Raw genomic sequence first — 23815 nt, forward strand, 5'->3', positions numbered from 1 at the left:
TGCGTCGAGCATATGGCTGATACACGCCCCTGGGCGATATTTCTAATGGGGCCGACGGCTGCTGGCAAAACCGACGCTGCGATAGCGCTCCATGAGCAGCTAGGCCATGAACTGATCAGCGTCGATTCTGCCATGGTCTACCAAGGCATGGATGTGGGTAGCGCCAAGCCCAGCGCGGCAGAACTGGCGCGGGCGCCCCACCGTTTGATCGATATTCGTGATCCTGCAGCCCCCTATTCAGCGGCAGATTTTCGTGAAGACGCCCTGCGTGAAATGCGTCAAATCAGCGCAGCCGGTCGAGTGCCGCTATTAGTGGGTGGCACGATGCTTTACTACAAGCGCTTGGTCGAAGGCGTGGATAATTTGCCAGGAGCAGACGTTGCCATTCGCGAACGCCTGGAGGCACAGCGTCAGCATGAGGGATTGGCTGGCCTGCATCGCACGCTGGCCGAAGTCGACCCATCCTCAGCGGCACGTATACACCCCAATGATCCTCAACGGCTGATGCGCGCGTTGGAAGTGTACTATGCGAGCGGTCGGCCGATGAGCGAGCTATGGGCAGAGCAGCAGCCGGAAACCTTTCCATGGCGGGTGCTGTCGATAGCCCTAGCACCCAACGAACGACAGGTGCTTCATCAGCGTATTGCCAGGCGTTTCGAAATGATGTTGGCAGAGGGCTTGATAGACGAGGTCGCTGCCCTCAAAAAGCGTAGTGATCTTCATATTAACTTGCCATCCATGAAGAGCGTTGGCTACCGTCAGGTATGGGAGTATCTAGACGGTGCTTATGATCGCGATGAACTCGTGGCACGAGGTATCATTGCCACTCGTCAGCTTGCCAAGCGTCAATTGACGTGGCTGAGAAGCTGGCCGTCCTTGACATGGATCGATTCGCAGCAGCCAGATGCGCTGGATAAGCTTCTGAAATTCGTGCGTGAAAGCGGTGCTTAGCGTAAGATAGTGATTTCGTAAGCAAGTGTTTTCGAGTGGCCGGCTAACGCGTTTGACACATTAGGCCTTTCGGGCAACAAGATTGCGGCGTAGCACCAGTAGGGCACGCCATTTGATAACCAACCCCAACGACAGTTTTAGGGAGAGCAACATGTCCAAAGGGCAGTCCCTTCAAGACCCGTACCTGAACATTTTGCGCAAGGAGCGCATTCCGGTCTCTATTTTCCTGGTAAACGGCATTAAATTGCAGGGCCAGATTGAATCGTTTGACCAGTTTGTCATCTTGTTGCGCAATACCGTCAGTCAGATGGTTTATAAACACGCTATTTCCACGGTGGTGCCCTCGCGCAACGTGCGTTTGCCGGCACAGGATCCGTCAGCACCCGACGCTGACATCTAACACCGCTGGATAGCAAAAGAGTCCATGAGGTATTGATTGTTTTTTGAACGCCCAGACGCCGGTGAAACGGCAGTACTTGTTCACGTAGATTTCTACGATGAGCAGGCACGTGAAGACCCGGGTGAGTTCTTGGAGCTCGTGCGCTCTGCTGGCGCAGAGCCCGCGACATTGCTCACAGCGAGTCGACAGCGGCCTGATTCCCGCACCTTCATAGGGTCAGGTAAGTTGGACGAGCTGCGGGCAATGCTCGCAGCTCATGACGCTGAACTGGTTATCTTCAACCACAGTTTAAGTCCTTCCCAGCAGCGCAACCTGGAGCAAGAGCTCAAGTGCCGCGTGTTGGACCGTACCGGTCTGATACTCGATATTTTTGCGCAGCGGGCACGAACACATGAAGGTAAGTTGCAAGTAGAGCTTGCTCAACTCGAGTACATGTCCACGCGCTTGATTCGCGGCTGGACGCACCTCGAGCGTCAAAAAGGCGGTATCGGCCTGCGCGGTCCCGGCGAAACACAGCTAGAGACCGACCGTCGTTTGCTACGCGGCCGTATCAAATCGATTCATAAGCGCTTGGATAAAGTGCGCAGCCAGCGTGAGCAGAACCGGCGTGCTCGAGCCCGTGCAGAAATTCATAGCGTGTCGCTAGTGGGCTATACCAACGCGGGTAAGTCGACGCTATTCAATGCGCTGACCAGCGCTGAGGTCTACGCAGCGGATCAGCTCTTTGCGACCCTAGACCCGACCCTCCGTCGTTTGGAAATCGAAGACGTAGGGCCTGTCGTCATGGCCGATACCGTCGGTTTTATCCGCCACTTGCCGCATAAGTTGGTGGAAGCTTTTCAGGCGACGCTGCAAGAAGCGGCGGAAGCGACGCTGTTGGTGCATGTCATCGATGCGGCCGACCCCGACCGCGATCTCAACGTTGAGCAGGTCGATAGCGTACTGAAAGAGATTGGGGCGGATAGCGTTCCGGTACTCAAAGTGATGAACAAGATCGACAAACTCGATAGTGCGCCACGTATCGAGCGAGATGGTCACGGCGTACCTGAGGTGGTCTGGCTATCGGCTCAGCAAGGTCAAGGGCTTGAGCTGTTACATGAAGCGTTGACCGAGCGGCTCGCCAACGACGTGATTGGTTTTTCGCTCACCCTGTCGCCAGAGCAAGGTAAGCTGCGCGCAGGCCTGCATGAACTCAATGCCGTGCGCGAAGAGAGTTTTGACGAGCAGGGGCGCTCCGTATTGGATGTGCGCTTGCCGAGGCGCGACTTCAACCAGTTGATGGCTCAGCTGGGAGAGCGTGCCAATACCTATTTACCAGAAGCATTACGCGAATCTGACGAATGGTAGCCCATCGAGTACCTACCCCCATAGTCATCGACTGTAAAGGTATGGTACAAGATTGATATAGCAATAATATCAAAAGCACCCGGCCTTGCATTCAGTATCAAGGCAAAGTGCAGGTGAACACCTTAGTGGAGACGAAGTATGGCCTGGAATGAGCCCGGTGGTGGCAACCAGCACGACCCCTGGAGCGGTGGTGGCCGACGCGGTAATGGCGGCGATCGCGGTGGGAACAATGGTGGTGGAAACAACGGCGGCAATAATGGTGGCAACAACCAGGGGCCGCCTGACTTGGATGAAGCGCTGAAAAAGTTCCAAGACAAGCTCAACGGCATGCTAGGCGGCAGCGGCAAGAAGAGCGGCGGTGGTGGCGGCAAGAGTGGTGGCGGTAAGCCTCGTAACTCGTTTGCTCTGCCAGGCCTTCTGCTCATCGTGGCGCTTGCCATCTGGGGAGCCTCGGGCTTCTATCTGGTGGACCAGTCGGAGCGGGGCGTCGTGCTGCGTTTTGGTGAGTACCAGGGCATCGTCGAGCCGGGCCTCCAGTGGAACCCGCCGCTCATCGATGACGTGCGCATGGTCAACGTGACGCGCGTACGCTCTGTCTCTCAAACTCAGTCCATGCTGACGCGTGATGAAAACATCGTCGAAGTGGAAATTTCTGCTCAGTACCAGGTCGCGAATCCGCGCGATTTCGTGCTGAACGTTCGTGATCCGGCGCTCTCCATCGAGAACGCACTGGACTCTGCGCTGCGGCACGTGGTCGGTGGCACGGACATGATCGATATCCTGACCTCTGGTCGTGAGATACTCGGTAGCTCCGTCGCGAGCCGTCTGCAAACGTATCTGGATGCCTATGGCGCCGGTATTCGCCTGCAAACCATCAACATCGAATCCACGTCGGCACCTGCGCCCGTCATCGATGCTTTTGATGACGTTATCCGTGCCCGTGAAGATCGTCAGAGAACGATCAACGAAGGTATGGCGTACGCCAATGCGATCATTCCGGCCGCACAGGGTCAGGCTCAGCGTATCGTCGAGCAGGGCCAAGGGTACCGTGAGTCGGTGGTGGCAGAAGCACAGGGTCAAGCTAACCGTTTCAATGCGCTGCTGACCGAGTATCGCAACGCGCCGGAAGTGATGCGCGAACGTATGTACCTGGATGCCATCGAAGAAGTCTTTGGTGGGACGCCGAAAGTTCTGCTAGACGTGAGCGACAATGCGCCGCTGATGTATTTGCCGCTCGATCAAATGCGCGGCGGTAGCAGTAACGACAGTCGTTCGGCGAGCAATGATAGCGGTGCTAACAGCAGCGATACGGTCGATCCGCGCGTGTTAGAGTCGCTGCGAGGCAGCCAAAGTAGCTCCTCATCGTCGTCCAGCAATAACCCCATTCGCAGGGAGGGCCGCTAAATGATTAATAATCGATCCCTGCTTATCGTAGGTGGTTTGGCCGCCGTCGCGTGGCTAGCGAGCAACAGTCTTTATGTCGTGGATGAAACCGAACGCGCTGTGAAGCTACGCTTTGGTGAAGTCATCGAAGAGAATATTCAGCCGGGTCTGCATGTGAAAATTCCGATTGCGCAGACCATCCGCAAGTTCGACGTGCGGCTGCTGACGCTGGATACCGATACTAGCCGCTATCTGACTCTTGAGCAGAAAGCGGTCATCGTCGACTCTTATGTCAAGTGGCAAGTCGTCAACCCGACCCGCTACTACGAGGCTACCGCAGGCGATGAACTGATGGCGATCCGCCTCATTCAGCCGCGAGTGGATGAGAGTCTGCGTAATGAATTCGGTCGTTTGAATCTTCAGGAAATCATTGCCGAGCGCCGTGATGACCTGATGACAGGACCTACCGAAGAGCTCGATCAGCTCATGCGTGAAGAACTCGGCGTGGCGATTCGCGATATTCGTATCAAGCGCATCGACCTGCCTGAAGATGTCTCGGCAGCCGTCTTCGAGCGCATGCGCTCAGAGCGTGAGCGTGAGGCTCGCGAGTGGCGCGCACAGGGTCAGGAAGAGGCCGAGCGGATTCGCGCTAATGCCGACCGTCGCCGTCAGGTGCTGCTTGCTCAAGCCAACGAGCGTGCCGAGACGCTGCGCGGTGAGGGAGATGCCGAAGCAGCCGCTATCTTCTCGCAGGCTTATAGCCAGGACCAAGAGTTCTTCGCTTTCTGGCGCAGCCTGAACGCTTATCGTGAAAGCTTCTCTGGCGATGGTAATCTGCTGGTGCTAGAACCGGATAGCGACTTCTTCCGCTATCTACGCAGCGCCGTTCCCGACAGCGCCGAGTGATGCGCCCATCCCGCCAAGCACTGCGCTTGGCGGGGTTCATATAGCGCATAAACGTGATAGACTTTACCTACCGGGCGTCGCCCGGTTTTTTTGTGGCCCTCGTTTCGTGAACGTTCCACACAGCGCCTCGTGAGGCAGCGAGTGGTGTCGTTAGAAAGGGCCTTCATCGTCTCGCAGGATTGTTCACATGACCATCGCTGACCGCTGGCTACTGCCCGACGGCATGGATGAGGTGCTGCCGCCTCAGGCAAGCCGCATGGAAGAGCTGCGCCGTGCGCTGCTCGATCTTTACCATTGCTGGGGCTACGACCAGGTCATGCCGCCGCCGGTGGAGTTTTTGGACTCCTTGCTGACCGGTACCGGTACGGACCTCGATCTTCAAACGTTCAAGCTGACCGACCAACTGACGGGCCGCATGATGGGCGCCTCGGCAGACGTCACACCGCAGGTGGCGCGGATGGACGCCCACTCCCTAAAACGCCAGGGGCCAGTTCGGCTGTGTTACTGCACCAATGTGCTGCGTGCCAAAGCCGACCAGCATCAAGGGGGACGCAGCCCCGTGCAGGTCGGAGTCGAGCTGTTTGGCCATGCTGGCCTCGAAGCTGACAGTGAGATCATTCATCTGGCGCTTGCCAGTCTTCATGCGGCAGGCGCTGACGAGATACATTTGGCATTAGGGCACATCGGGATCTACCGTAGCCTGGTGGAAGCCGCTGCCCTTAACGATGAGCAAGAGCGTGCGCTGTTCGAAGCGTTGGCGCTTAAATCGCCGGGGCAACTGGCCGAGCAGGTCAGTGCCAGCGTTAGCGACCCTGTGTTGGCAGATATGCTAGTGGCGCTAGGCGAGCTGCACGGGGATGCCAGCGTTCTGAGCGAGGCGCGCGAGCGTTTTGCTGGCGCACCTGCCCCTGTGACGGCGGCGCTAGATCAGCTCGAGGCGCTTTACAAAGGCGTTTTGGCGCGCTTTGACGTATCGCTCTATTTTGATCTAGCGGAGCTGCGCGGTTATCAGTATCACACGGGTATGATGTTTGCGGCGTACGTGCCCGGCTATGGTCATGCGCTGGCCAAAGGTGGGCGCTATGATGATACTGGGCGTGCGTTTGGCCGAGCCCGACCTGCTACCGGCTTCTCCATGGACCTGAAGCAGTTGGCATCGCTGGCATTGGCGTCACCCAGCCAGGGGGCCATTTGGGCGCCAGCCCAAGAAGAAGAGTCGCTCAACGCTGCCATCGTCGCGCTGCGTGAGCAGGGTGAACGCGTAATTCAAGCGCTGCCTGGGCAGCGTACTGGGCCGGCGGAGCACAGCTGTGACCGCCGTCTTGAGTTTATCGATGGTCGTTGGCAGACAACGGCCCTGACACAAGAGACGAGTGCATAATGGGTAAGAATGTCGTAGTCCTGGGTACCCAATGGGGCGATGAAGGCAAAGGCAAGATCGTTGACCTGCTCACCGAATCCGCTGCTGCTGTGGTGCGCTTCCAAGGGGGGCATAATGCCGGTCACACGCTGGTCATCGACGGTGAGAAAACCGTCCTACACCTGATCCCCTCGGGTGTGCTACGTCCAGGTAAAACCTGTGTGATCGGTAACGGGGTCGTATTGTCACCGGAAGCGCTGATCAAAGAGATCCGCGAACTGGAAGCGAAGGGCGTTCCCGTTCGTGAGCGTTTGCGTCTTTCCCCGGCGTGTCCGCTGATCTTGCCTTACCACGTGCGTCTCGACCAGGCACGTGAGAAGGCCCGTGGCGTGGCTAAGATCGGCACCACCGGTCGCGGCATTGGCCCGGCATACGAAGACAAGGTGGCGCGCCGTGGTCTACGGTTGGGTGACATGCTCCACCGTGAGCGTTTTGCCTCCAAACTCGGTGAGGTGCTCGACTACCATAACTTCGTGCTAGTGAATTATCACGGCGAACCGGCGGTGGATTTCCAGGAAGTGCTCGATAGCGCCATGCAGATGGCCGAAGAGCTGCGCCCCATGGTCAGCGATACCGTCAGCATGGTGCACGACCTGCGCAAGGCCGGTGAGAACATTCTATTCGAAGGCGCCCAAGGCTCGCTGTTGGATATCGACCACGGTACTTACCCGTTCGTCACCAGCTCCAACACCACGGCTGGCGGCACGGCAACCGGCTCTGGCGTCGGCCCGCTCTATTTGGACTACGTGCTGGGTATCACCAAAGCTTACACCACGCGTGTTGGCTCGGGTCCGTTCCCCACCGAGCTGTTCGACGATCATGGCCGTCACTTAGCCGAGCGTGGGCACGAGTTTGGCGCGACCACCGGGCGTCCACGTCGCTGCGGCTGGTTCGATGCGGTGGCGCTGCGTCATGCGGTGCAAATCAACTCGGTTTCCGGTATCTGCCTGACCAAACTGGACGTGCTGGACGGTTTGGAAAACATCCGTGTGTGTGTTGGCTACCGCAGCAAGGATGGTGACGTGCTGGATAACCCGGTGGATTCAGAGGGCTACGAAGCGGTAGAGCCGGTCTATCACGATCTGCCAGGCTGGAAAGAGTCCACGCTGGGCGCTAAGAAGGTGGAAGACTTACCGGCTAATGCCCGTGCATACATCAGCTTCCTCGAAGAGCAGGTAGGCACCAGCATCGATATCATTTCTACCGGTCCCGATCGTATTGAAACCATCGTGCTGCGCAACCCGTTCGAAGGCTAGGTCGCACACCCTCAGGTGATACCCAAAGGGCGGCTTGGCCGCCCTTTATCGTGCTTAGAAATCGATGCCTCGCCGGGCCTGAAGGCCGTTGTTGAAAGCGTGTCGCACCTCCTGCATGTCGGTCACGGTGTCCGCCATGGCCACTAGCTCACGGTGGGCATTTCGCCCGGTAATGATCACGGTTTGTTCCTGCGGACGGTCCAGTAGCGCCTGTTTGACGGTGGCGATATCGAGATATCCAAACTTCAGCATGTAGGTGAGTTCGTCCAACACCACGAGATACGTCTCGGGGTCTGCCAGCATTTTCTGCGCTTCTTGCCAGACCTCCAGACAGGCGGTGGTGTCCGCTTCGCGATTTTGCGTATCCCAGGTAAAGCCGGTTGCCATGATAGCGACGCTCAAATGAGGATCGTCTTCCAGCCGATTGCGCTCGCCACACTCCCATAACCCCTTGATGAACTGCACCACGCCTACTTTGTAGCCATAACCCAGCGCGCGCGTGACGGTGCCCCAGGCGGCGGTGGTTTTGCCTTTTCCGTTACCCGTGTTGATGAGCAGCAGTCCGCGCTGCTCGGTGGCATTGGCAACTTTTTCGTCCACTCGCGCTTTGAGTTTTTCCATCGATGCTTTATGGCGGGTATCGCGATCACTCATGGTCTCTCCTCGTTGAAAGAGTACAAGGCTATGTCAGCAGGTTACGACAGAGGCGCACAATTTAACATCGCCCTGAGAGGTGTTTGTATAGCTTTTAAGCTTGATGTGACCGGCTTGCAGAGTTTTTGTCCAGCTTTTTCTAAGAGAATTGGCCGGTTGGGGGCTTGCTGCTCTAGAATGGTGGGTCATGTCTTGTTAGGAATAGTGTCATGCCCTCATTTGATATCGTGTCAGAATTCGATCAGCACGAAGCCGCCAATGCGGTGGACCAGGCCAATCGTGAAGTCCAGTCACGCTTCGACTTTAAAGGCGTCGATGCCAGCTTCACGTTGGAAGGCGATAAGGTGCTGCTCGAGGCCGAAGTAGATTTCCAGCTCAAGCAAATGCTGGACGTGTTGCGTAACCGACTGATTGCCCGCGGTATCGACGCACGTTGCATGGATGTCAAAGATGCCGTGCTGTCCGGTGTCAAGGCGCGTCAAGAGGTGGTACTCAAGCAGGGGCTCGATCAAGCTGAAGCCAAGGATGTGGTCAAGCGCATCAAAGGCAGTAAGTTAAAAGTGCAGGCTCAAATTCAGGGTGAAAAAGTGCGCGTAACGGGCAAAAAGCGAGATGACCTGCAGAGTGTCATGGCGCTACTGCGTGGCGAAGAGGGGCCTGACTTGCCATTACAGTTCGACAACTTTCGCGATTGACGATCACAAAAAAATATTCATTGAGTAGCGCCGTATAGGCGCTACTCGACTACTGAAAAGCTTACAGGAGTTTCGCGCTATGTCTGATCCGCAGCCGGTTTATTTAAGCGACTACCAGCCACCCGCCTACCACGTAATTCATACCGAGCTGACGTTTGATCTTGACCCCACCGAGACCCGTGTGAAAGCACGTCTGACCATGCAGCGCCACCCAAGCGCTGACGCGGCTGCGCCGCTGGTGCTCGATGGTGAGCATCTATCGCTGCGCGCGCTTGCCATCGATGGTCAAGCGTTGAGCGATGCCGATTACCAGCTCACTGATGAAACGCTGACGATTACCCGTGTACCTGCTGCCTTTACGTTAGAAAGCGACGTGGCGATCTCGCCCAGTAGTAATACGGCTTTGGAAGGGCTTTATCAATCAAATGGCATGTACTGCACGCAGTGTGAAGCAGAGGGCTTTCGACGTATTACCTATTATCCGGATCGCCCCGATGTCATGGCCACGTTCAAGGTCACGGTCATCGGTGATGCGCAAAAGGAGCCGGTGCTCCTCGCCAACGGCAATCCGGTCGAGCAGGGAACGCGAGAGGACGGCCGTCACTTCGTGACCTGGGAAGATCCGCATCCCAAGCCCTGCTACCTCTTTGCGCTGGTGGCTGGGGATTTGCAAAAAGTCGAAGATCACTTTACGACCATGAGCGGCCGCGACGTGACGCTGCAGCTGTGGGTAGAGAAGGAGAATCTCGATAAAACCGACCATGCCATGGCCTCACTCAAGCGCGCCATGCGCTGGGATGAAGAGACTTACGGGCGCGAGTACGATCTGGATCTGTTCATGATCGTGGCGGTCAACGACTTCAATATGGGGGCCATGGAGAACAAAGGCCTCAACATCTTCAACTCCGCGGCGGTGCTCACGCACCCCAAGACCGCCACCGATGCGGCGTTTCAAAATGTCGAAGGGATCGTTGCCCACGAGTATTTCCACAACTGGTCGGGGAATCGCGTGACGTGCCGCGATTGGTTCCAGCTCTCGCTAAAGGAAGGTTTTACGGTATTCCGCGATCAGTGTTTTTCTGCGGATACCAATTCAGCCCCCGTCAAGCGCATTCAAGACGTCTCGTTTTTCCGCACCGCGCAATTTGCCGAAGACGCAGGTCCCACGGCGCATCCGATTCGTCCGGATCACTATATCGAGATCACCAACTTCTACACGCTGACTATCTATGAAAAAGGGGCAGAAGTGGTGCGCATGCTGCGCAACCTGCTGGGCTGGGAGGCCTTCCGCCGTGGCTCGGATCTCTATTTCGAGCGCTTTGACGGGCAGGCCGTGACGATCGAAGACTTCGTGGGCTGCATGGCCGAGGTATCGGACATCGATTTAAGCCAGTTCATGCGCTGGTACTCCCAGGCGGGCACGCCGGAAATCGATGCCCACGGTGAGTACGACTACGCCAACGCCGAGTACCATTTGACGCTTCGCCAGCGCACGCCAGCCACGCCCGGACAGCCGGACAAGCAGCCGCTGCACATTCCGGTACGCATGGGCCTGGTGGGCACCAAATCCGGTCAGGATTTAACGCTCACGCTCGACGGCAACAAGATTGGGAAAGACGCGGTCATTCACCTGACCGACGATGAGCAGACCTTCATCTTCACGGAAGTGGCCGAGGCACCCGTGCCGTCGCTACTGCGCGATTTTTCCGCACCGGTCAAGCTGCACTTCCCTTATTCCCGCGAAGATTTGGCCTTTCTATTGACCCACGATAGCGATGGTTTCAACCGCTGGGATGCCGGTCAGCGATTGGCGCTACTGGCGCTGGACGACCTGATTGCTGCCCATCGAAACGGCGTCGAAAAAGTGATGGACAACCGAGTGATCGAGGCATTCCGCTTGCTCTTGACCTCTTCCATGGACGATAAAGCGGTGCTGGCCGAGATGCTGACACTGCCCTCGGAAGCCTATATCGCCGAACAGCAGCCAATCGTCGACGTGGATGCCATTCACGCTGCCCGCGAGTTCGTGCGCCAATCCCTGGCGCTGGCACTGCGTGATGAGTTCTTGGCCGTCTATAAGGCGAACGTCAGTGACGCCCCATACGCGCCTACGCCTGAACAAATGGCTCAGCGCAGCCTCAAAAACGTAGCGCTCGCTTATTTGATGTCCATTGAGGACGACGAGATCGTCGCGCTGTGTGAAGCGCAGTTTGCGACGGATCACAACATGACCGACGTTCGCCACGCGCTGACCCTGCTCGTGCACAGTGATCATGACGACGTGTCGGCACCGGCTTTGAAAGCCTTTGGGGAAGCCTGGGCTCACGATCCACTCGTGATGGATCAGTGGTTTACGATTCAGGTAACGCGCCCTCAGCCCGATGTACTGGAGCGCGTGGAGTACTTAATGCAGCACCCTGCGTTCTCGATGAAGAACCCCAACAAAGTGCGTGCGTTGATTGGCGCTTTTGCGCAAAACCGTATCAATTTCCACCGCCTGGATGGCAAAGGGTATGCCCTGTTGGCGGATGCGGTGATCGAGCTCAACCGCCTCAACCCTGAAATTGCCGCGCGGCTGATTACCCCATTGACGCGCTGGCAGCGGTTCGATGAGACACGACAGCAGTTGATGCGAGCAGAACTCGAAAGAATCAAACGCGAGCCGCTGTCGTCCAACGTGTTCGAGGTGGTCGAGAAAGCGCTGGCATAACGTGCATCCAGTGAATTAACCATGGAGAGGGAAGACACCGGTGACAGACCCACAACAGCGTTATTTATTGATTATCAACGGTAAGTCGGCCGGGAATCCGGCGCTGCGCGACGCCGTCGAAGCGCAGCGCAAGGCAGGGACGTCCATCATTGTTCGCGCGACGTGGGAAGGTGGCGATGCCGCTGATTTTGCAGCCCAAGCGCTCGATTTGGGCGCGACATGCGTCATCGCATGCGGTGGTGATGGCACCGTCAACGAAGTCGTCAATGGACTCATGCGGCTGCCCCATGACCATCGTCCGAGCTTGGGCGTGGTGCCGATGGGCAGCGCGAATGATTTTGCCACTTCGGTGGGGTTACCTTTGGAGCTGGATCGCGCACTGGCGGATGCCGTTCGCTTGCCGTCTGCGCCCATCGATGTGATTCGTATGACGGCGGAAGCCAGTGGCGAACCGTCGGTATGCTATTACATCAATATGACCACCGGTGGTTTCGGCGCAGAAATTACCTCCTCTACCCCCAAAACGTTAAAACGCATGTTAGGGGGAGGAGCCTACTCACTGATGGGTGCGCTCAAGGCGTGGCGTCATCGCAGTTATCGCGGCACGTTGCACTGGGGCGATCATGAGCAGGCCGCGTCACTGCTGCTGCTGGCACTGGGCAATGGGCGTCAATCGGGTGGGGGGCAGGTGCTGGCCCCTCGTGCCAAGCTCGATGATGGGCGATTGGACGTTCTGCTAGTCAAAGATTTTCATTCGGTGACGGAGCTTCCTGCGCTGCTCGGCGAGCTACAGCAGTTCCCCGCAGAAGGGCGTTATGTGCGCTACTTCACTGCCAGCCAGTTGACCGTTACCACTCGGTCCGATGATGAACCTTGGCCGCTGACCCTGGATGGTGAGGCAAAACGCTATCAACGATTTACCGCTGAAGTCGTCCCGCTAGCGTTGAAGGTACGCTTACCAGAAGGCTGTTCGCTGTTGTCTGCCAACGACCGCCACTAATGAATTCGAACCATTAAGGAGCATGACTCGATGAGCTACCGTGTATGGATGCCGCTACTGGCCAGTTTGGCCCTACTGCTGAGTGCCTGCGGCGACAGTCAAGAAGAGGCAAACGTCGTACCGGAAGAGAGCGCGGCCGAGCAGCCCAGTGAGACGCCAGCCGCTGCACCTGACACCGGTAGTGACGATGTTCCTTCGCCCTCCCAGGTGGAAGACGACATTGAACGTCAGGCGTCCGAGGCGTCCGAGCCTTCCAATGCTCAGGAAGACCCGTCTTCCACCGCCAGTGAGTCAACCTCGGAGCCCCTGCAGGCGGACGAAGAGACGCTGGCCGCCGACCCCGACGAAGCCCTTGACGAAGCTAGCGCAATGCCGGGTGAAACCACGCGTTCTGATGTCGATGACGTGATTGCCGAGACCGAGCGTCGTTTCGAAGAGGCACAGCGTCAGTTGGAGCAACAGTTTCAAGAAATCGAGCAGCAGTCGCCCGAACTGGCGCCCATGGAGAACGACCCCATCGAGCCAAGCTGGGAGCGCGAAAGCAGCTTACCCGAAGGCACTTCCGTGGAAGGAGGGTTAGAAGCGCAAGATGTGGATGCGCTCATCGAAGATACCGAACGTCAATTCGAAGAGGCCCAGCAGCGCCTAGAAGAGCAGTTTCAAGCCTTGGAGAGTGAGCGCCCCACCAATGGTGCACCCCTGGCGTCTGACGAACTCCAAGACCGCGACGTTGGTGACGACCACCCTGTTGAAGAGCGCTCTACCAATGACGATAGCGAAGCGCAAGAGGCCGAAAGCTCCTCGGACGACACGTTGGATACATCGTCTTAAGAAGGAAACCCCAACCTATAAAAAAGGCCCGCATTCGCGGGCCTTTATCCATTCGGTGCGGTTCAAGCAACGCGAATGTTGGAAGCCTGAAGGCCTTTTTTACCCTGAGTCACCTCGAAGCTGACTTTCTGACCATCTTGCAGGGTCTTAAAACCTTCAGCTTGAATTTCAGAGAAGTGGGCAAAGAGATCGTCACCGCCGTCATCGGGAGAGATGAAGCCGTAACCTTTGGTGTCGTTGAACCACTTGACAGTGCCAGTTGCCATCGTTCATATCCTTAACGTGCTTAATGATTGAGCAGGCGACGCTCTGCCAACCTGCCAAATTCACTTTAGAAGCAAATAATCAGCACGTCCAGTCACGTGATTAAGATTCTTTATCACTCAGCGAGCCAAGTACATGATGGAACTCAACCTCATCGATGCGCAGTTCATTCCCTTTTTAGTGGCCATCACGCTGCTGTCGATAAGCCCAGGAGTCGACACGCTTCTGGTGATTCGCAACACCGCGCGAGGCGGTATCCGAGACGGCATAGCCACGAGCGTAGCCATTTGCTGTGGTTTGTTCGTTCATGCCACCGTTTCGGCGTTGGGTATCTCGTTCATTTTGCTGCAGTCGTCCTGGGCGTTCAACATGCTGAAGTTGGCAGGGGCGGCGTATTTGATTTGGCTGGGGGTCACGAGCCTGCTGGCAGCCCGCCGAGGAACGCCGCTGCCGGTGAAGGGCGTCCTGAAGGAGGGGGCGCCCGTTCCGCTGTGGCAGCCAGTCAAAGAAGGGCTGCTATCCAACGTGCTCAACCCCAAAACCGTGGTGTTCTACATGGCGTTTTTACCCCAGTTCATCGCGCCCACTGACCCCGCACTCGTCAAATCCCTCTGGTTGGCGGGCGTGCACTTCGTGATTGCCAATATTTGGCAGATTAGCGTCGTATTGATGGTTGGTGGGGCGAGCAAATGGCTGGCCAGCGCACGCTTTGCGCAAACCTTGAATGCTGCCACTGGCGCGGTGTTGGTCGTTTTCGGCGTGCGGCTGGCGCTGGAGCAACGCCCGGTGTAACCGGGCGTTGTGGGTGGATCGCGATACGCGTCGCTGGGACTAGAGCTGTACGAGGGCGCGGTCGTAGCGCACGGCCTGCTCGCTTTCGTTGAGTAGCGAGACCCCATCGCTGCTACCGCCGTTGGCTAAGCTCTCAAAAATCACCCGGTAGCTCAGCACTGCCTGTACGTAATCGCGTGTCTCGCGAAATGGAATACTCTCCACGAAGAGATCGAACGACTCCATGCTCTGAGTGCCTAACCACTGATCGACGCGTCCAGGTCCTGCATTGTAGGCAGCTGTGGCCGCAAGACGATTGCCTCGGTAGCGCGCGAGCTTGTCGCGCAAGTAGGTACTTCCAAGGCGAATGTTCAGCTCAGGATCCAGCACGCCGTAGGGACCGGGGTCGTTCAGCCCCAGTTGACGGCTCACTTGGGCGGCCGTGCCGGGCATCAGCTGCATCAAGCCCCTAGCGCCTGCGGGTGAGAGCGCCACCGGGTTGTACGCACTTTCTCGGCGGGTAATTGCCATTAATAGGTAAGGGTCTACCCCTGTTTGAGCGCCCCATTGAAGGAAGCTCTCGCGGTAGGCGGGAGGAAAGCGCCACTCCAGCGCGTCCCACATTTTGCCTGCAATGGTGGTTTGTACTAGCCGTGCGTGCCACTGCTGCTGGGCGGCATAGTCGGCCAGCGCGCGGGCTTGCTGGGGCGTGCCGTGCTCGATGGCGTAAAGCCACTCGCTGTTGGCTAAACCGTCTTCACCGATACGCAGCAGCGCCTCGGTGCGCTGCACGACCGGTAGTCGTGCCGTCTGCTCGCGGGTAGCCTCGTCGAAGTGATGGCGCTCGTTGTTGAGTCGGTAAGGCTGGTCGATTCTATCGGCGGCGGCGAAGCCGTAGAAGCTGCGGTCAGTGGCTGCTTGCTGATAACGTGCCATGGCCGCCTCGGGGTTGCCAAGCTGCTCGTTGGCGCGCCCCAGCCAATACTGCCAGCGACTGCTCGCTTGCTGGCTCGCGGGCATTTCGGCAATCCAGTGTACGACGTCGGTCCACTGGCGGTCGGCCAGCGCGCGACGCACGCGCAGCTCCAGTACGCGCTCGCTGGCTAGCGAGGGCAGCACGCTATCGACCCAGCCGAGCGTGCCGGGCACCTCCCGAACGAGGGTGTAAAACGCTAGCTCTTCCTCGATGACTTGGCGCTCTTGCGCCGTCAAGTTCAAGCGAGGCGAGAGCTGCTGCCAAGCGGCGAAAGCGGTAGGCGTGTCGTCTCGGGTCAGGCGCTGCATGGCGGCTTGGTAGAAAGCCGCCGTGGCCCTGCACTCCGGGCCTAGGCAGGTGGGGGCGCTGGTGATGGCCCTGGCGTTGTTGCTGACCGCGTCCACCGTGTCGAGGGCCGTTTGCCACTCGCTGCTCAGCAGTCCGCCTAGGTAGTTACTCAGGCGCGATTCGCCCGCTTGCCAAGCTAGCATCTTGCGTTCCCAGATGGCGGTCGCATCGATAGTGCCATCGGCCCGTAGGCGGTTGAAAAGAGGGTCACAGGCATCGGGCTGTGAGCTGCCTACTCGCCAAAGCGCCAAGCCTGCGCGGCGCGACTCTTCTGGGGCACGGTCGATGAGCGCCATGTAGTAGTAACACTGACGTGCCGTTCCAGCAGGCTCGCCATCGGCAACGGTGAGTAGATCGCCGTAACGTCCTGCATGACCATATTTGGCAATGGCTTGGCCGCGCATCCATTCCGATAGCGGAGAGTCGGCATGCTGTTCGATGAACTGCAGCACTTGACTGGCGGCCACGTTGGGCAACTGGTTGCGTAAGCGGTGATAGGTGACATAACCGCTGAGTATGTGTCCTTCGATGGCGCGCTCATCGATGTGTTGCCACTGCTGCTGGCGTGCGGCGTTGAGCGCATCACGCATAGCGTCATCAGTGGCTGCCCAACTCCCCGTCGGTAGGCCGATGATGGCTGCTGCGCACAGAGTGCGAAGGGTAGAACGTAATGGCGTAGCCGGCATGGCACTCCCTCTTGCTCGCTGGTAGGGTCAAAGGCGCAATAGTGAACTATACGGACAAGTGAACTATACGCACAGATAAGGTTCTGACAATCGTGACACTAAGAGGATTCGATAACGATGGCACGATTATCCGTTTGGGGATTGTTTCGTCGATTGAAAACACGCGTATGGGCCGTTAAACGTATCGCCCGTGCGCTCAAGCTATTTTTACCCATGACCCGCGATGTGCTGAAAGGAGATTTCAGGCCGATTCCCTGGTCTGCGTTTGGCACCATGGCGCTGGCGTTGGCCTACCTGGTCATGCCATTCGATCTGATCCCCGACTTTTTGGTGCTGCTAGGTGTGGTCGATGACGTATTGATCGTGGGCTGGTTACTAAACCGCGTCGATACGCAGTTGGCCGACTATCGCGCTTGGAAATCGGCTACTGAGGCAGCCACCGCTTCTTCACACACACCTTCTTGAAATCCCTTCGCTTATCCCCATATTGAGTTCACTACCTTTTCCGCCTCTGCCTATGGGCAGAGGCGTCAAGCAACACGTGATCAATGAGGGCTAAGCGCATGACCACTGCGACCCATGAAGAAACTCTTGGCTTTCAGACGGAAGTCAAACAGCTCCTGAATCTAATGATCCACTCCCTGTACTCGAATCGGGAGATTTTTCTACGCGAGCTGATTTCTAACGCCGCCGATGCCTGTGACAAGTTGCGCTATGCCGCACTCGATAACGACGCTCTATACGAAGGCGATAGCGAGCTGCGTATCGAGATCGAGCACGACCGCGACGCCAACACCATCACGCTGCGCGATAATGGTATCGGCATGAACCGCGAAGATGTGATTGCCAACTTGGGCACCATCGCGCGTTCCGGTACGGCAGAGTTTTTGAAGCAGCTCTCCGGCGAGCAGCAAAAAGATGCCAAGCTGATCGGTCAGTTCGGGGTTGGTTTCTATTCGGGCTTCATCGTGGCCGACGAAGTGGCCGTACGTACTCGTAAAGCGGGCACCGCCGCATCGGAAGGCGTCGAGTGGCGCTCCAAAGGCGAAGGCGAGTTTACCGTTGCCGACATCGAGCGTGACGCTCACGGCACGGAAATCACTCTGCATTTAAAAGACGATGCAAAAGAGTTCGCCGACGACTACCGCCTGCAAAGCTTGGTGCGCAAGTACTCTGATCACATCGAAGTGCCGGTGCGTATGCCCAAGGTCGAAACCGCCAAGGATGACGACGGTAACGAGATCGAAGGTAGCGAAGTGACGACGTGGGAAACCGTCAACGAAGCTACCGCGCTGTGGGCGCGCCCGAAGAGCGAGGTCAGCGACGACGAGTATAAGGCGTTCTACAAGCACGTTGCCCACGACTTCAGTGACCCGCTTACCTGGAGTCACAACAAAGTCGAGGGTAAGCTCGAGTACACCAGCTTGCTCTACGTGCCGGGCCGCGCACCGTTCGACATGTTCGACCGTGACGGCTCGCGCGGTGTGAAGCTTTACGTGCAACGTGTCTTCATCATGGATGATGCCGAGCAGTTCCTGCCCCTCTACCTGCGTTTCATCAAGGGTGTGCTGGATACGCGCGATCTCTCATTGAACGTCTCCCGTGAGTTGCTGCAGCAAGATCCCAAGGTCGACAAGATCAAAGGGGCGCTCACCAAGCGTGCGCTGGACATGCTCAAGAAACTGTCCAAAGATAGCGAGCAGTATCAAACGTTCTGGAATACCTTTGGCAGTGTGCTGAAAGAGGGCCCAGGTGAAGACTTCGCTAACCGCGAAAAAGTCGCTGGCCTCCTGCGTTTCGCCTCTACCCATACCGATACCGCCACGCAAGAACACTCTCTGGCGGATTACGTCGAACGTATGAAAGAGGGCCAGAAGAAGATCTACTACGTGGTGGCGGATAGCTTCAATGCAGCGAAAAACAGCCCGCACCTGGAGATTTTCCGCAAGAAAGGCATCGAAGTGCTGCTGCTCTCTGATCGGATCGACGAGTGGCTGATGAGCCATCTGACAGAATTTGACGGCAAGTCCTTTGCCGATGTGGCAAAAGGTGAGCTGGATCTTGGGGACGTCGAGGACGAAGCCGAGAAAAAAGCCCAGGAAGAGACGGCCAAGGCGAAGGAAGATCTCGTAAAGCGCGTCAAAGAAGCGCTGAGCGATGGCGTTCAAGAGGTCAAAATCACCCATCGTCTGACCGATTCGCCCGCTTGCGTGGTGTTGCCCGAGCACGAAATGGGCTATCAGATGCGCCGTATCATGGAAGCGGCCGGGCAAAAACTCCCGGATGTGAAACCCATCCTCGAGCTCAACCCCAACCATGCCCTAGTGGCCCGTTTGGAAAATGCAGAGGGTGATCTATTTGGCCAGTTAGCCCACATCCTTCTGGATCAGGCGATCATTGCCGAGGGCGGTCATCTGGACGACCCGGCTGCCTACGTGAAGCGTCTCAATAGTGTGTTGACGGCTTAATGTCCTAAGCTCGCTAGTCGCGGCCCGCTTGGTCAACCAAGCGGGCCGCTTGTTTTGTTAAGGTAGTGCTTATCAAAATGGGGGGTGTTAAGGCCCACCGTTACGTAAAAGAACTCAGGACATGGCTATGGCAGAGCAGCAAAGTAACGTCGCGGTGCTGGGGGGCGGGAGTTTTGGTACCGCGCTGGCCAGTATCGCTGCCGACAATGGCGCTAACGTGCGTCAATGGTTGCGCGACGAGGCGCTGGTCGAGCAGATCAACCGAGAGCACCGCAACGGCCGCTATCTTCCCGACTATGCGATCAACCCTGCCGTCACCGCATCGACCGACTTGAAAACGGTGCTGACGGGTGCCGAACTGGTGCTGATTGCCATCCCGTCAAAAGCGTTTCGCAGCGTGGTGCAAGCGGCCAAGCCTTGGCTCTCGCCCGAACAAATCCTGGTCAGCACCACCAAAGGGGTTGAGCAAGATGGCTTTTTACTGATGAGCCAAGTGCTGGAGCAAGAGACCGGCTTCCCCCATATTGGCGTCATTGCAGGGCCTAATTTGGCCTCCGAGATTGCTGACAAGCAGTTGACCGCCACGGTGATCGCCAGTGCGGATGCGCTAACGCGCACTCGAGTACAGCAAGTGCTGGGCTGTCGCTATTTCCGCGTTTACGCCAGTAATGATCGTCACGGCGTGGAGCTGGGGGGCGCATTAAAGAATATTTACGCCATTGCAGCGGGCATGGCCGCGGCGCTGGGGATGGGGGAGAACACCCGCAGCATGCTGATGACCCGAGCGCTGGCCGAGATGAGCCGTTTCGCCGTTGCCCAGGGGGCCAACCCCATGACGTTTCTTGGTTTGGCAGGCGTGGGCGACCTGATCGTCACTTGCTCGTCTAACTTGTCGCGCAATTACCGCGTGGGCAATGCACTGGGTACGGGGCTGTCGTTAGAGGAAGCGGTGGCTGCGCTTGGCCAAGTGGCGGAAGGCGTCAATACCGTCAAGCTGGTCTGCGCAAAAGCGCGCGAGATGGGGGTTTATATGCCGTTGGCCGAAGGGTTGAATCGTGTGCTCTTCGAAGGCGTGCCTGCCGAGGACATGGCGGGAACGCTCATGATGGGCGAGCAGAGTAGCGACGTGGAGTTCATTCTGCCCCGCGAAGCGGTCCAGCAGGCGCATCGCGAGCAGGCTCATCAGGATCAGCAAGGCAGCGGAGGTTCCCATGAATAGCCACCGACAGCAAGGTAGTTGCAGCGTATTGATCATGCGTCATGGCGAAGCCGCGCCAGGTTTTCCAGACCACGCCCGGCCGCTGACGCCCAGGGGGGAGCACGAGGCCGAGACCATGGCTCGCTGGCTGGCGACGCGTATCGATCAAGGCGAGCTGTCTAGGCCAACGCTCTACGCCAGCCCTTACGTCCGTGCTCAGCAAACCGCCCAGCGAATCAGCGATGCCCTGGGCGCACCCCTCAATACGCTGTCCTTCATTACCCCGGAAGATCCGCCCGGCGATGTCAGCGACTGGCTGCTCAGGCATCCCGTTGACTCGCCGATCATGCTGGTTAGCCACATGCCGCTGGTGGGCGACTTGGCTGGGCTGTTGGTCGAAGGCGCGCCAAGCCAGGGCGTTGGCTTTCCCACGGCGGCCATTGCCGAGCTAGAGGCTGACGTCTGGGCGGCAGGCTGCGCGCAGCTCAAGCGTTTTACTCAGCCGAGTCAACTGGCTTAACGAGACGCTCGAGACCAAAAAAGCGGCTGCCGAGGCAGCCGCTTTTGGTTGATGGCCGTGCCGACTAGCCGTGGCTAGAGCAGCGCATCCAGCTTCTCTTTCAACAAGCCGTTGACCTGCTGGGGGTTGGCGGTGCCGCGTGAGGCTTTCATCACCTGGCCCACGAAGTAGCCAATCATCTTGCCGCGTTTCTCCGGCTCGGAGTCACGGTACTGCGCCACCTGTGCCGGGCTTTCGGCAATGACTTGGTCGATCATTGCTTCGATGGCGCCGGTGTCGGTGACCTGTTTTAGGCCTTTGGCCTCGATGACGGCATCTGCGCTCTCGCCCTGGCCGTTCCAAAGCGCTTGGAAGACCTGCTTCGCTGCCTTACCGTTGATGGTGTCGTCCAGTACGCGGCTGATCAACTCACCCAGCTGTTGGGCGGATACCGGACTGTGTTGAATGCTCAGGTTCTCCCGATTCAATGCACCAGAGAGCTCGCCCTGTACCCAATTGGCTGCCTGCTTGGCGTCGCCACAGACGCGATGCACTTCTTCGAAGAACTCCGCCATGTCACGGCTGGCCGACAGCACGTTGGCGTCGTACGCCGAGAGGCCTAGTTCGCTCTGGAAACGGGCGCGCTTGTCGGCGGGCAGTTCCGGCAGTTGGCTGCGCAGGTGGTCCAGATAGGCCTGGTCCAACACCACCGGTAGCAGGTCGGGGCAGGGGAAGTAGCGGTAGTCGTTGGCTTCTTCCTTGGTCCGCATGCTGCGGGTCTCGTCACGCTCTGGATCGAACAGGCGAGTCTCTTGGACGACTTTACCGCCATCTTCGATAAGCTCGATCTGCCGCTCGACTTCGAACGCAATGGCGCGCTCGACGAAGCGGAAGGAGTTGACGTTCTTGATCTCCGCCCGGGTGCCAAACGCGTCTTGGCCTTTTGGACGTACCGACACGTTGACGTCGCAGCGCATCGAGCCCTCGGCCATGTTGCCATCGGAAATACCCAGGTAGGTCACGATGGAGTGAATCGCTTTTAGATAGGCGGCGGCTTCTTTGGCGCTGCGCATGTCCGGCTCGGAGACGATCTCTAAAAGCGGCGTGCCCGCCCGGTTCAGGTCGATCCCGGTCATGCCGTGGAAGTCTTCGTGCAGCGATTTGCCGGCGTCCTCTTCCAGGTGGGCGTGGTGAATACGAATCCGTTTGGTGGTGTCGTCATCCAGCGTGATCTCGACTTCACCCGCGCCCACGATGGGGTGGTACATCTGACTGGTTTGGTAGCCCTTCGGCAAATCTGGATAGAAGTAATTCTTACGGTCGAACACCGAGACTTCAGGGATCTCGGCGTGGACGGCGAGGCCAAACTGCACGGCCATGGCGACGGCCTGCTCATTGAGCACCGGCAGCACGCCCGGCAGGCCCAAGTCGACGGCGCAGGCCTGGGTGTTCGGCTCGGCGCCAAACGCAGTGGAGGCGCCGGAAAAGATCTTAGAGCGCGTTGCGAGCTGAACGTGGACCTCGAGCCCGATCACGGTTTCCCATTGCATTAGGCGTTCTCCTCGGCAAAAGCAGGCAGTTGAAGGTGCCAGTCGGTCGCTTGCTGGAACTGGTGAGCAACGTTGAGCAGCTGCGCTTCGGCAAAGTGGGTGCCCAGAATCTGCAGGCCTACCGGGCGGCCACCAGCAAAGCCAGCGGGAACGCTAATACCTGGGATGCCTGCCAGGTTGACGGCGATGGTGTAGATGTCTTGCAAATACATGGAAACCGGGTCTTTCTTGGCACCCAGGTCGAAGGCAGGCGTCGGTGAGGCGGGGCCCATGAGCACGTCGACATCCTCGAAAGCATCGAGAAAATCTTGACGAATCAAGCGACGAACCTGCTGCGCTTTGGTGTAGTAGGCGTCGAAGAAGCCTTCCGATAGCGTGTGGGTGCCAATGAGAATGCGGCGTTTCACCTCTTCACCGAACCCTTCCGCCCGTGAGCGGGTGTAGAGGTCGACGAGATCCGCAGGCGCATCGCAGCGATGACCAAAACGCACGCCGTCGAAGCGCGATAGGTTCGACGAGGCCTCGGCAGGGGCGATGACGTAGTAAGCCGGAATCGCGTAGTGGGTGTGCGGCAAGCTGACGTCGCGCACCGAAGCGCCCAGCGATTCATACACTTTCACCGCGTCACGAACGGCCTTCTCGACCTCGGGGTCCAGGCCGTCACCAAAATACTCCGTCGGTAGGCCGATTTTGAGGCCAGAGAGCGGGGCGTTGAGCGTCTCGGTGTAGTCCGGCACGCCACGGGCGACGCTGGTGGAGTCGCGTACATCGTGACCGGCAATCACGTTCATCAGGTGCGCACAATCTTCGGCAGTGCGTGCCATGGGGCCTGCCTGGTCGAGACTGGAGGCGTAGGCGATCATGCCGTAACGAGAGACACGTCCGTAAGTGGGCTTCAGACCGGTAATGCCACAAAATGCTGCTGGCTGGCGTATGGAGCCGCCGGTGTCGGTGCCCATAGCCGCGGGTACGAGCCCGGCAGCCACGGCAGCAGCGCTACCGCCCGAGCTTCCACCGGGCACGGCTGAGAGATCCCAAGGATTTTTGACGGCACCGTAGTGGCTGTTTTCGTTGGAAGAGCCCATGGCGAACTCATCCATATTGGTTTTACCCAGGCTAATGGTGCCTGCAGCGCTCAGTTTTTCGACCACGGTGGCATCGTAAGGCGCGATAAAGTTATCGAGCATTTTGGAGCCGCAGCTAGTTTTCACGCCTTGGGTACAAAAAATATCTTTTAGCGCTAGAGGAATTCCGGTGAGCTTGCCTGCTTTACCGCTGGCTCGTGCTTTATCAGCGGCGTCGGCTTTTATGAGCGCCTGCTCGGCGGTCACGGTAATGAAGCTATTCAGCTGGTCGTCGGTTTTCTCGATGCGCTGTAAAAAATGAGACGTCAGCTCTCGGCAGGAGAGTTCACCACTGTCTAAGGCGGCGGCGAGCTGCGTTACGGTTTTGTCATGCATGACCCGGAAGCTCCGTTCAGAGGCGGATGGAAGGAGTGGAAA

General features: G+C 58.0%; 21 protein-coding genes. 16 read left to right on the forward strand and 5 right to left on the reverse strand.

The window, feature by feature from the left end; all coding sequences use genetic code 11:
* The first annotated feature begins 12 nt into the window (after positions 1–12).
* From miaA to FHJ80_RS10635, 7 genes are all read left to right on the forward strand, one after another.
* Positions 13–951: a tRNA (adenosine(37)-N6)-dimethylallyltransferase MiaA gene (gene miaA / locus FHJ80_RS10605; RefSeq protein ID WP_139527127.1), complete on the forward strand. Its 939-nt coding sequence runs from the start codon at positions 13–15 to the stop codon at positions 949–951.
* Positions 952–1102: 151 nt separating this feature from the next.
* The gene (hfq, locus tag FHJ80_RS10610) at positions 1103–1351 is read left to right on the forward strand and encodes an RNA chaperone Hfq (protein WP_139527128.1); all 249 of its coding nucleotides are present in this window, start codon (positions 1103–1105) and stop codon (positions 1349–1351) included.
* A 36-nt stretch (positions 1352–1387) separates the two neighbouring features.
* Positions 1388–2698: a ribosome rescue GTPase HflX gene (gene hflX, locus FHJ80_RS10615; RefSeq protein WP_139527129.1), complete on the forward strand. Its 1311-nt coding sequence runs from the start codon at positions 1388–1390 to the stop codon at positions 2696–2698.
* A 138-nt stretch (positions 2699–2836) separates the two neighbouring features.
* Positions 2837–4102 carry an FtsH protease activity modulator HflK gene (gene hflK, locus FHJ80_RS10620; RefSeq protein WP_139527130.1) on the forward strand — a complete coding sequence of 422 codons (1266 nt, stop codon included), beginning with the start codon at positions 2837–2839 and terminating at the stop codon, positions 4100–4102.
* On the forward strand, positions 4103–4987 hold the full coding sequence (gene hflC / locus FHJ80_RS10625) for a protease modulator HflC (protein ID WP_139527131.1): 885 nt from the start codon (positions 4103–4105) through the stop codon (positions 4985–4987).
* Positions 4988–5174: 187 nt separating this feature from the next.
* A complete protein-coding gene (locus tag FHJ80_RS10630) occupies positions 5175–6368 on the forward strand; it encodes an ATP phosphoribosyltransferase regulatory subunit (protein WP_139527132.1) in 1194 nt (397 codons plus the stop codon).
* Positions 6368–7663 carry an adenylosuccinate synthase gene (locus FHJ80_RS10635; protein ID WP_139527133.1) on the forward strand — a complete coding sequence of 432 codons (1296 nt, stop codon included), beginning with the start codon at positions 6368–6370 and terminating at the stop codon, positions 7661–7663. The genes FHJ80_RS10630 and FHJ80_RS10635 overlap by 1 nt, the downstream gene beginning before the upstream one ends.
* A gap of 54 nt (positions 7664–7717) precedes the next feature.
* Here the strand turns inward: FHJ80_RS10635 and cobO are convergent, their stop codons facing one another.
* Positions 7718–8317: a cob(I)yrinic acid a,c-diamide adenosyltransferase gene (cobO, locus tag FHJ80_RS10640; RefSeq protein ID WP_139527134.1), complete on the reverse strand. Its 600-nt coding sequence runs from the start codon at positions 8315–8317 to the stop codon at positions 7718–7720.
* A 209-nt stretch (positions 8318–8526) separates the two neighbouring features.
* Here cobO and FHJ80_RS10645 point away from each other — a divergent pair, with 209 nt between their 5' ends.
* The 4 genes from FHJ80_RS10645 (at position 8527) to FHJ80_RS10660 (ending at position 13553) form a co-directional block, all read left to right on the forward strand.
* Positions 8527–9012, forward strand: a complete 486-nt coding sequence (locus FHJ80_RS10645) for a YajQ family cyclic di-GMP-binding protein (RefSeq protein WP_139527135.1) — start codon at positions 8527–8529, stop codon at positions 9010–9012.
* Between the two features lie 79 nt (positions 9013–9091).
* Positions 9092–11722, forward strand: coding sequence for an aminopeptidase N (pepN, locus tag FHJ80_RS10650; protein ID WP_139527136.1), 2631 nt, complete (start codon positions 9092–9094; stop codon positions 11720–11722).
* Between the two features lie 40 nt (positions 11723–11762).
* Complete coding sequence (yegS, locus tag FHJ80_RS10655) at positions 11763–12722, forward strand: lipid kinase YegS (RefSeq protein ID WP_139527137.1); 960 nt, start codon at positions 11763–11765, stop codon at positions 12720–12722.
* Positions 12723–12752: 30 nt separating this feature from the next.
* Positions 12753–13553 carry a hypothetical protein gene (locus tag FHJ80_RS10660; RefSeq protein WP_139527138.1) on the forward strand — a complete coding sequence of 267 codons (801 nt, stop codon included), beginning with the start codon at positions 12753–12755 and terminating at the stop codon, positions 13551–13553.
* 62 nt (positions 13554–13615) lie between these two features.
* On the opposite strand, the gene FHJ80_RS10665 is transcribed toward FHJ80_RS10660, so the two are convergent.
* Positions 13616–13819 carry a cold-shock protein gene (locus FHJ80_RS10665; protein WP_044630763.1) on the reverse strand — a complete coding sequence of 68 codons (204 nt, stop codon included), beginning with the start codon at positions 13817–13819 and terminating at the stop codon, positions 13616–13618.
* Positions 13820–13952: 133 nt separating this feature from the next.
* Here FHJ80_RS10665 and FHJ80_RS10670 point away from each other — a divergent pair, with 133 nt between their 5' ends.
* Positions 13953–14609: a LysE family translocator gene (locus FHJ80_RS10670; RefSeq protein WP_139527139.1), complete on the forward strand. Its 657-nt coding sequence runs from the start codon at positions 13953–13955 to the stop codon at positions 14607–14609.
* A gap of 39 nt (positions 14610–14648) precedes the next feature.
* On the opposite strand, the gene FHJ80_RS10675 is transcribed toward FHJ80_RS10670, so the two are convergent.
* Positions 14649–16598 carry a transglycosylase SLT domain-containing protein gene (locus tag FHJ80_RS10675; protein ID WP_139527140.1) on the reverse strand — a complete coding sequence of 650 codons (1950 nt, stop codon included), beginning with the start codon at positions 16596–16598 and terminating at the stop codon, positions 14649–14651.
* A 117-nt stretch (positions 16599–16715) separates the two neighbouring features.
* On the opposite strand from FHJ80_RS10675, the gene FHJ80_RS10680 reads away from it, so the two are divergent.
* From FHJ80_RS10680 to sixA, 4 genes are all read left to right on the forward strand, one after another.
* Complete coding sequence (locus tag FHJ80_RS10680; RefSeq protein WP_139527141.1) at positions 16716–17063, forward strand: YkvA family protein; 348 nt, start codon at positions 16716–16718, stop codon at positions 17061–17063.
* A 98-nt stretch (positions 17064–17161) separates the two neighbouring features.
* A complete protein-coding gene (gene htpG / locus FHJ80_RS10685) occupies positions 17162–19066 on the forward strand; it encodes a molecular chaperone HtpG (protein ID WP_139527142.1) in 1905 nt (634 codons plus the stop codon).
* 127 nt (positions 19067–19193) lie between these two features.
* Positions 19194–20285: an NAD(P)H-dependent glycerol-3-phosphate dehydrogenase gene (locus FHJ80_RS10690; protein WP_139527143.1), complete on the forward strand. Its 1092-nt coding sequence runs from the start codon at positions 19194–19196 to the stop codon at positions 20283–20285.
* Positions 20278–20784 (forward strand): phosphohistidine phosphatase SixA, encoded by a 507-nt coding sequence (gene sixA / locus FHJ80_RS10695; protein WP_139527144.1) that lies wholly within the window; start codon positions 20278–20280, stop codon positions 20782–20784. Before FHJ80_RS10690 ends, sixA begins: the two co-directional genes overlap by 8 nt.
* A gap of 74 nt (positions 20785–20858) precedes the next feature.
* Here sixA and gatB read toward each other — a convergent pair whose 3' ends face one another.
* Together gatB and gatA are read right to left on the reverse strand one after the other, a co-directional pair.
* Entirely contained in the window at positions 20859–22313 is a 1455-nt protein-coding gene (gatB, locus tag FHJ80_RS10700) for an Asp-tRNA(Asn)/Glu-tRNA(Gln) amidotransferase subunit GatB (RefSeq protein WP_139527145.1), read from the reverse strand.
* Positions 22313–23773, reverse strand: coding sequence for an Asp-tRNA(Asn)/Glu-tRNA(Gln) amidotransferase subunit GatA (gatA, locus tag FHJ80_RS10705; protein ID WP_139527146.1), 1461 nt, complete (start codon positions 23771–23773; stop codon positions 22313–22315). The genes gatB and gatA overlap by 1 nt, the downstream gene beginning before the upstream one ends.
* Positions 23774–23815: the final 42 nt, after the last annotated feature.

This window comes from Halomonas sp. BL6 (genome assembly GCF_006228115.1).
Classification (GTDB): Bacteria; Pseudomonadota; Gammaproteobacteria; order Pseudomonadales; family Halomonadaceae; genus Vreelandella; species Vreelandella piezotolerans.

Bases quoted from the DNA above. Each gene is read 5' to 3' on its own strand.
- gatA (WP_139527146.1), bottom strand. From the start codon at position 23,773: ATGCATGACAAAACCGTAACGCAGCTCGCCGCCGCCTTAGACAGTGGT.
- FHJ80_RS10635 (WP_139527133.1), top strand. From the start codon at position 6,368: ATGGGTAAGAATGTCGTAGTCCTGGGTACCCAATGGGGCGATGAAGGC.
- hflK (WP_139527130.1), top strand. From the start codon at position 2,837: ATGGCCTGGAATGAGCCCGGTGGTGGCAACCAGCACGACCCCTGGAGC.
- hflC (WP_139527131.1), top strand. From the start codon at position 4,103: ATGATTAATAATCGATCCCTGCTTATCGTAGGTGGTTTGGCCGCCGTC.
- FHJ80_RS10680 (WP_139527141.1), top strand. From the start codon at position 16,716: ATGGCACGATTATCCGTTTGGGGATTGTTTCGTCGATTGAAAACACGC.
- FHJ80_RS10665 (WP_044630763.1), bottom strand. From the start codon at position 13,819: ATGGCAACTGGCACTGTCAAGTGGTTCAACGACACCAAAGGTTACGGC.
- cobO (WP_139527134.1), bottom strand. From the start codon at position 8,317: ATGAGTGATCGCGATACCCGCCATAAAGCATCGATGGAAAAACTCAAA.
- FHJ80_RS10645 (WP_139527135.1), top strand. From the start codon at position 8,527: ATGCCCTCATTTGATATCGTGTCAGAATTCGATCAGCACGAAGCCGCC.
- htpG (WP_139527142.1), top strand. From the start codon at position 17,162: ATGACCACTGCGACCCATGAAGAAACTCTTGGCTTTCAGACGGAAGTC.
- miaA (WP_139527127.1), top strand. From the start codon at position 13: ATGGCTGATACACGCCCCTGGGCGATATTTCTAATGGGGCCGACGGCT.
- pepN (WP_139527136.1), top strand. From the start codon at position 9,092: ATGTCTGATCCGCAGCCGGTTTATTTAAGCGACTACCAGCCACCCGCC.
- sixA (WP_139527144.1), top strand. From the start codon at position 20,278: ATGAATAGCCACCGACAGCAAGGTAGTTGCAGCGTATTGATCATGCGT.
- FHJ80_RS10675 (WP_139527140.1), bottom strand. From the start codon at position 16,598: ATGCCGGCTACGCCATTACGTTCTACCCTTCGCACTCTGTGCGCAGCA.
- FHJ80_RS10670 (WP_139527139.1), top strand. From the start codon at position 13,953: ATGATGGAACTCAACCTCATCGATGCGCAGTTCATTCCCTTTTTAGTG.
- hfq (WP_139527128.1), top strand. From the start codon at position 1,103: ATGTCCAAAGGGCAGTCCCTTCAAGACCCGTACCTGAACATTTTGCGC.
- FHJ80_RS10630 (WP_139527132.1), top strand. From the start codon at position 5,175: ATGACCATCGCTGACCGCTGGCTACTGCCCGACGGCATGGATGAGGTG.
- gatB (WP_139527145.1), bottom strand. From the start codon at position 22,313: ATGCAATGGGAAACCGTGATCGGGCTCGAGGTCCACGTTCAGCTCGCA.
- FHJ80_RS10660 (WP_139527138.1), top strand. From the start codon at position 12,753: ATGAGCTACCGTGTATGGATGCCGCTACTGGCCAGTTTGGCCCTACTG.
- FHJ80_RS10690 (WP_139527143.1), top strand. From the start codon at position 19,194: ATGGCAGAGCAGCAAAGTAACGTCGCGGTGCTGGGGGGCGGGAGTTTT.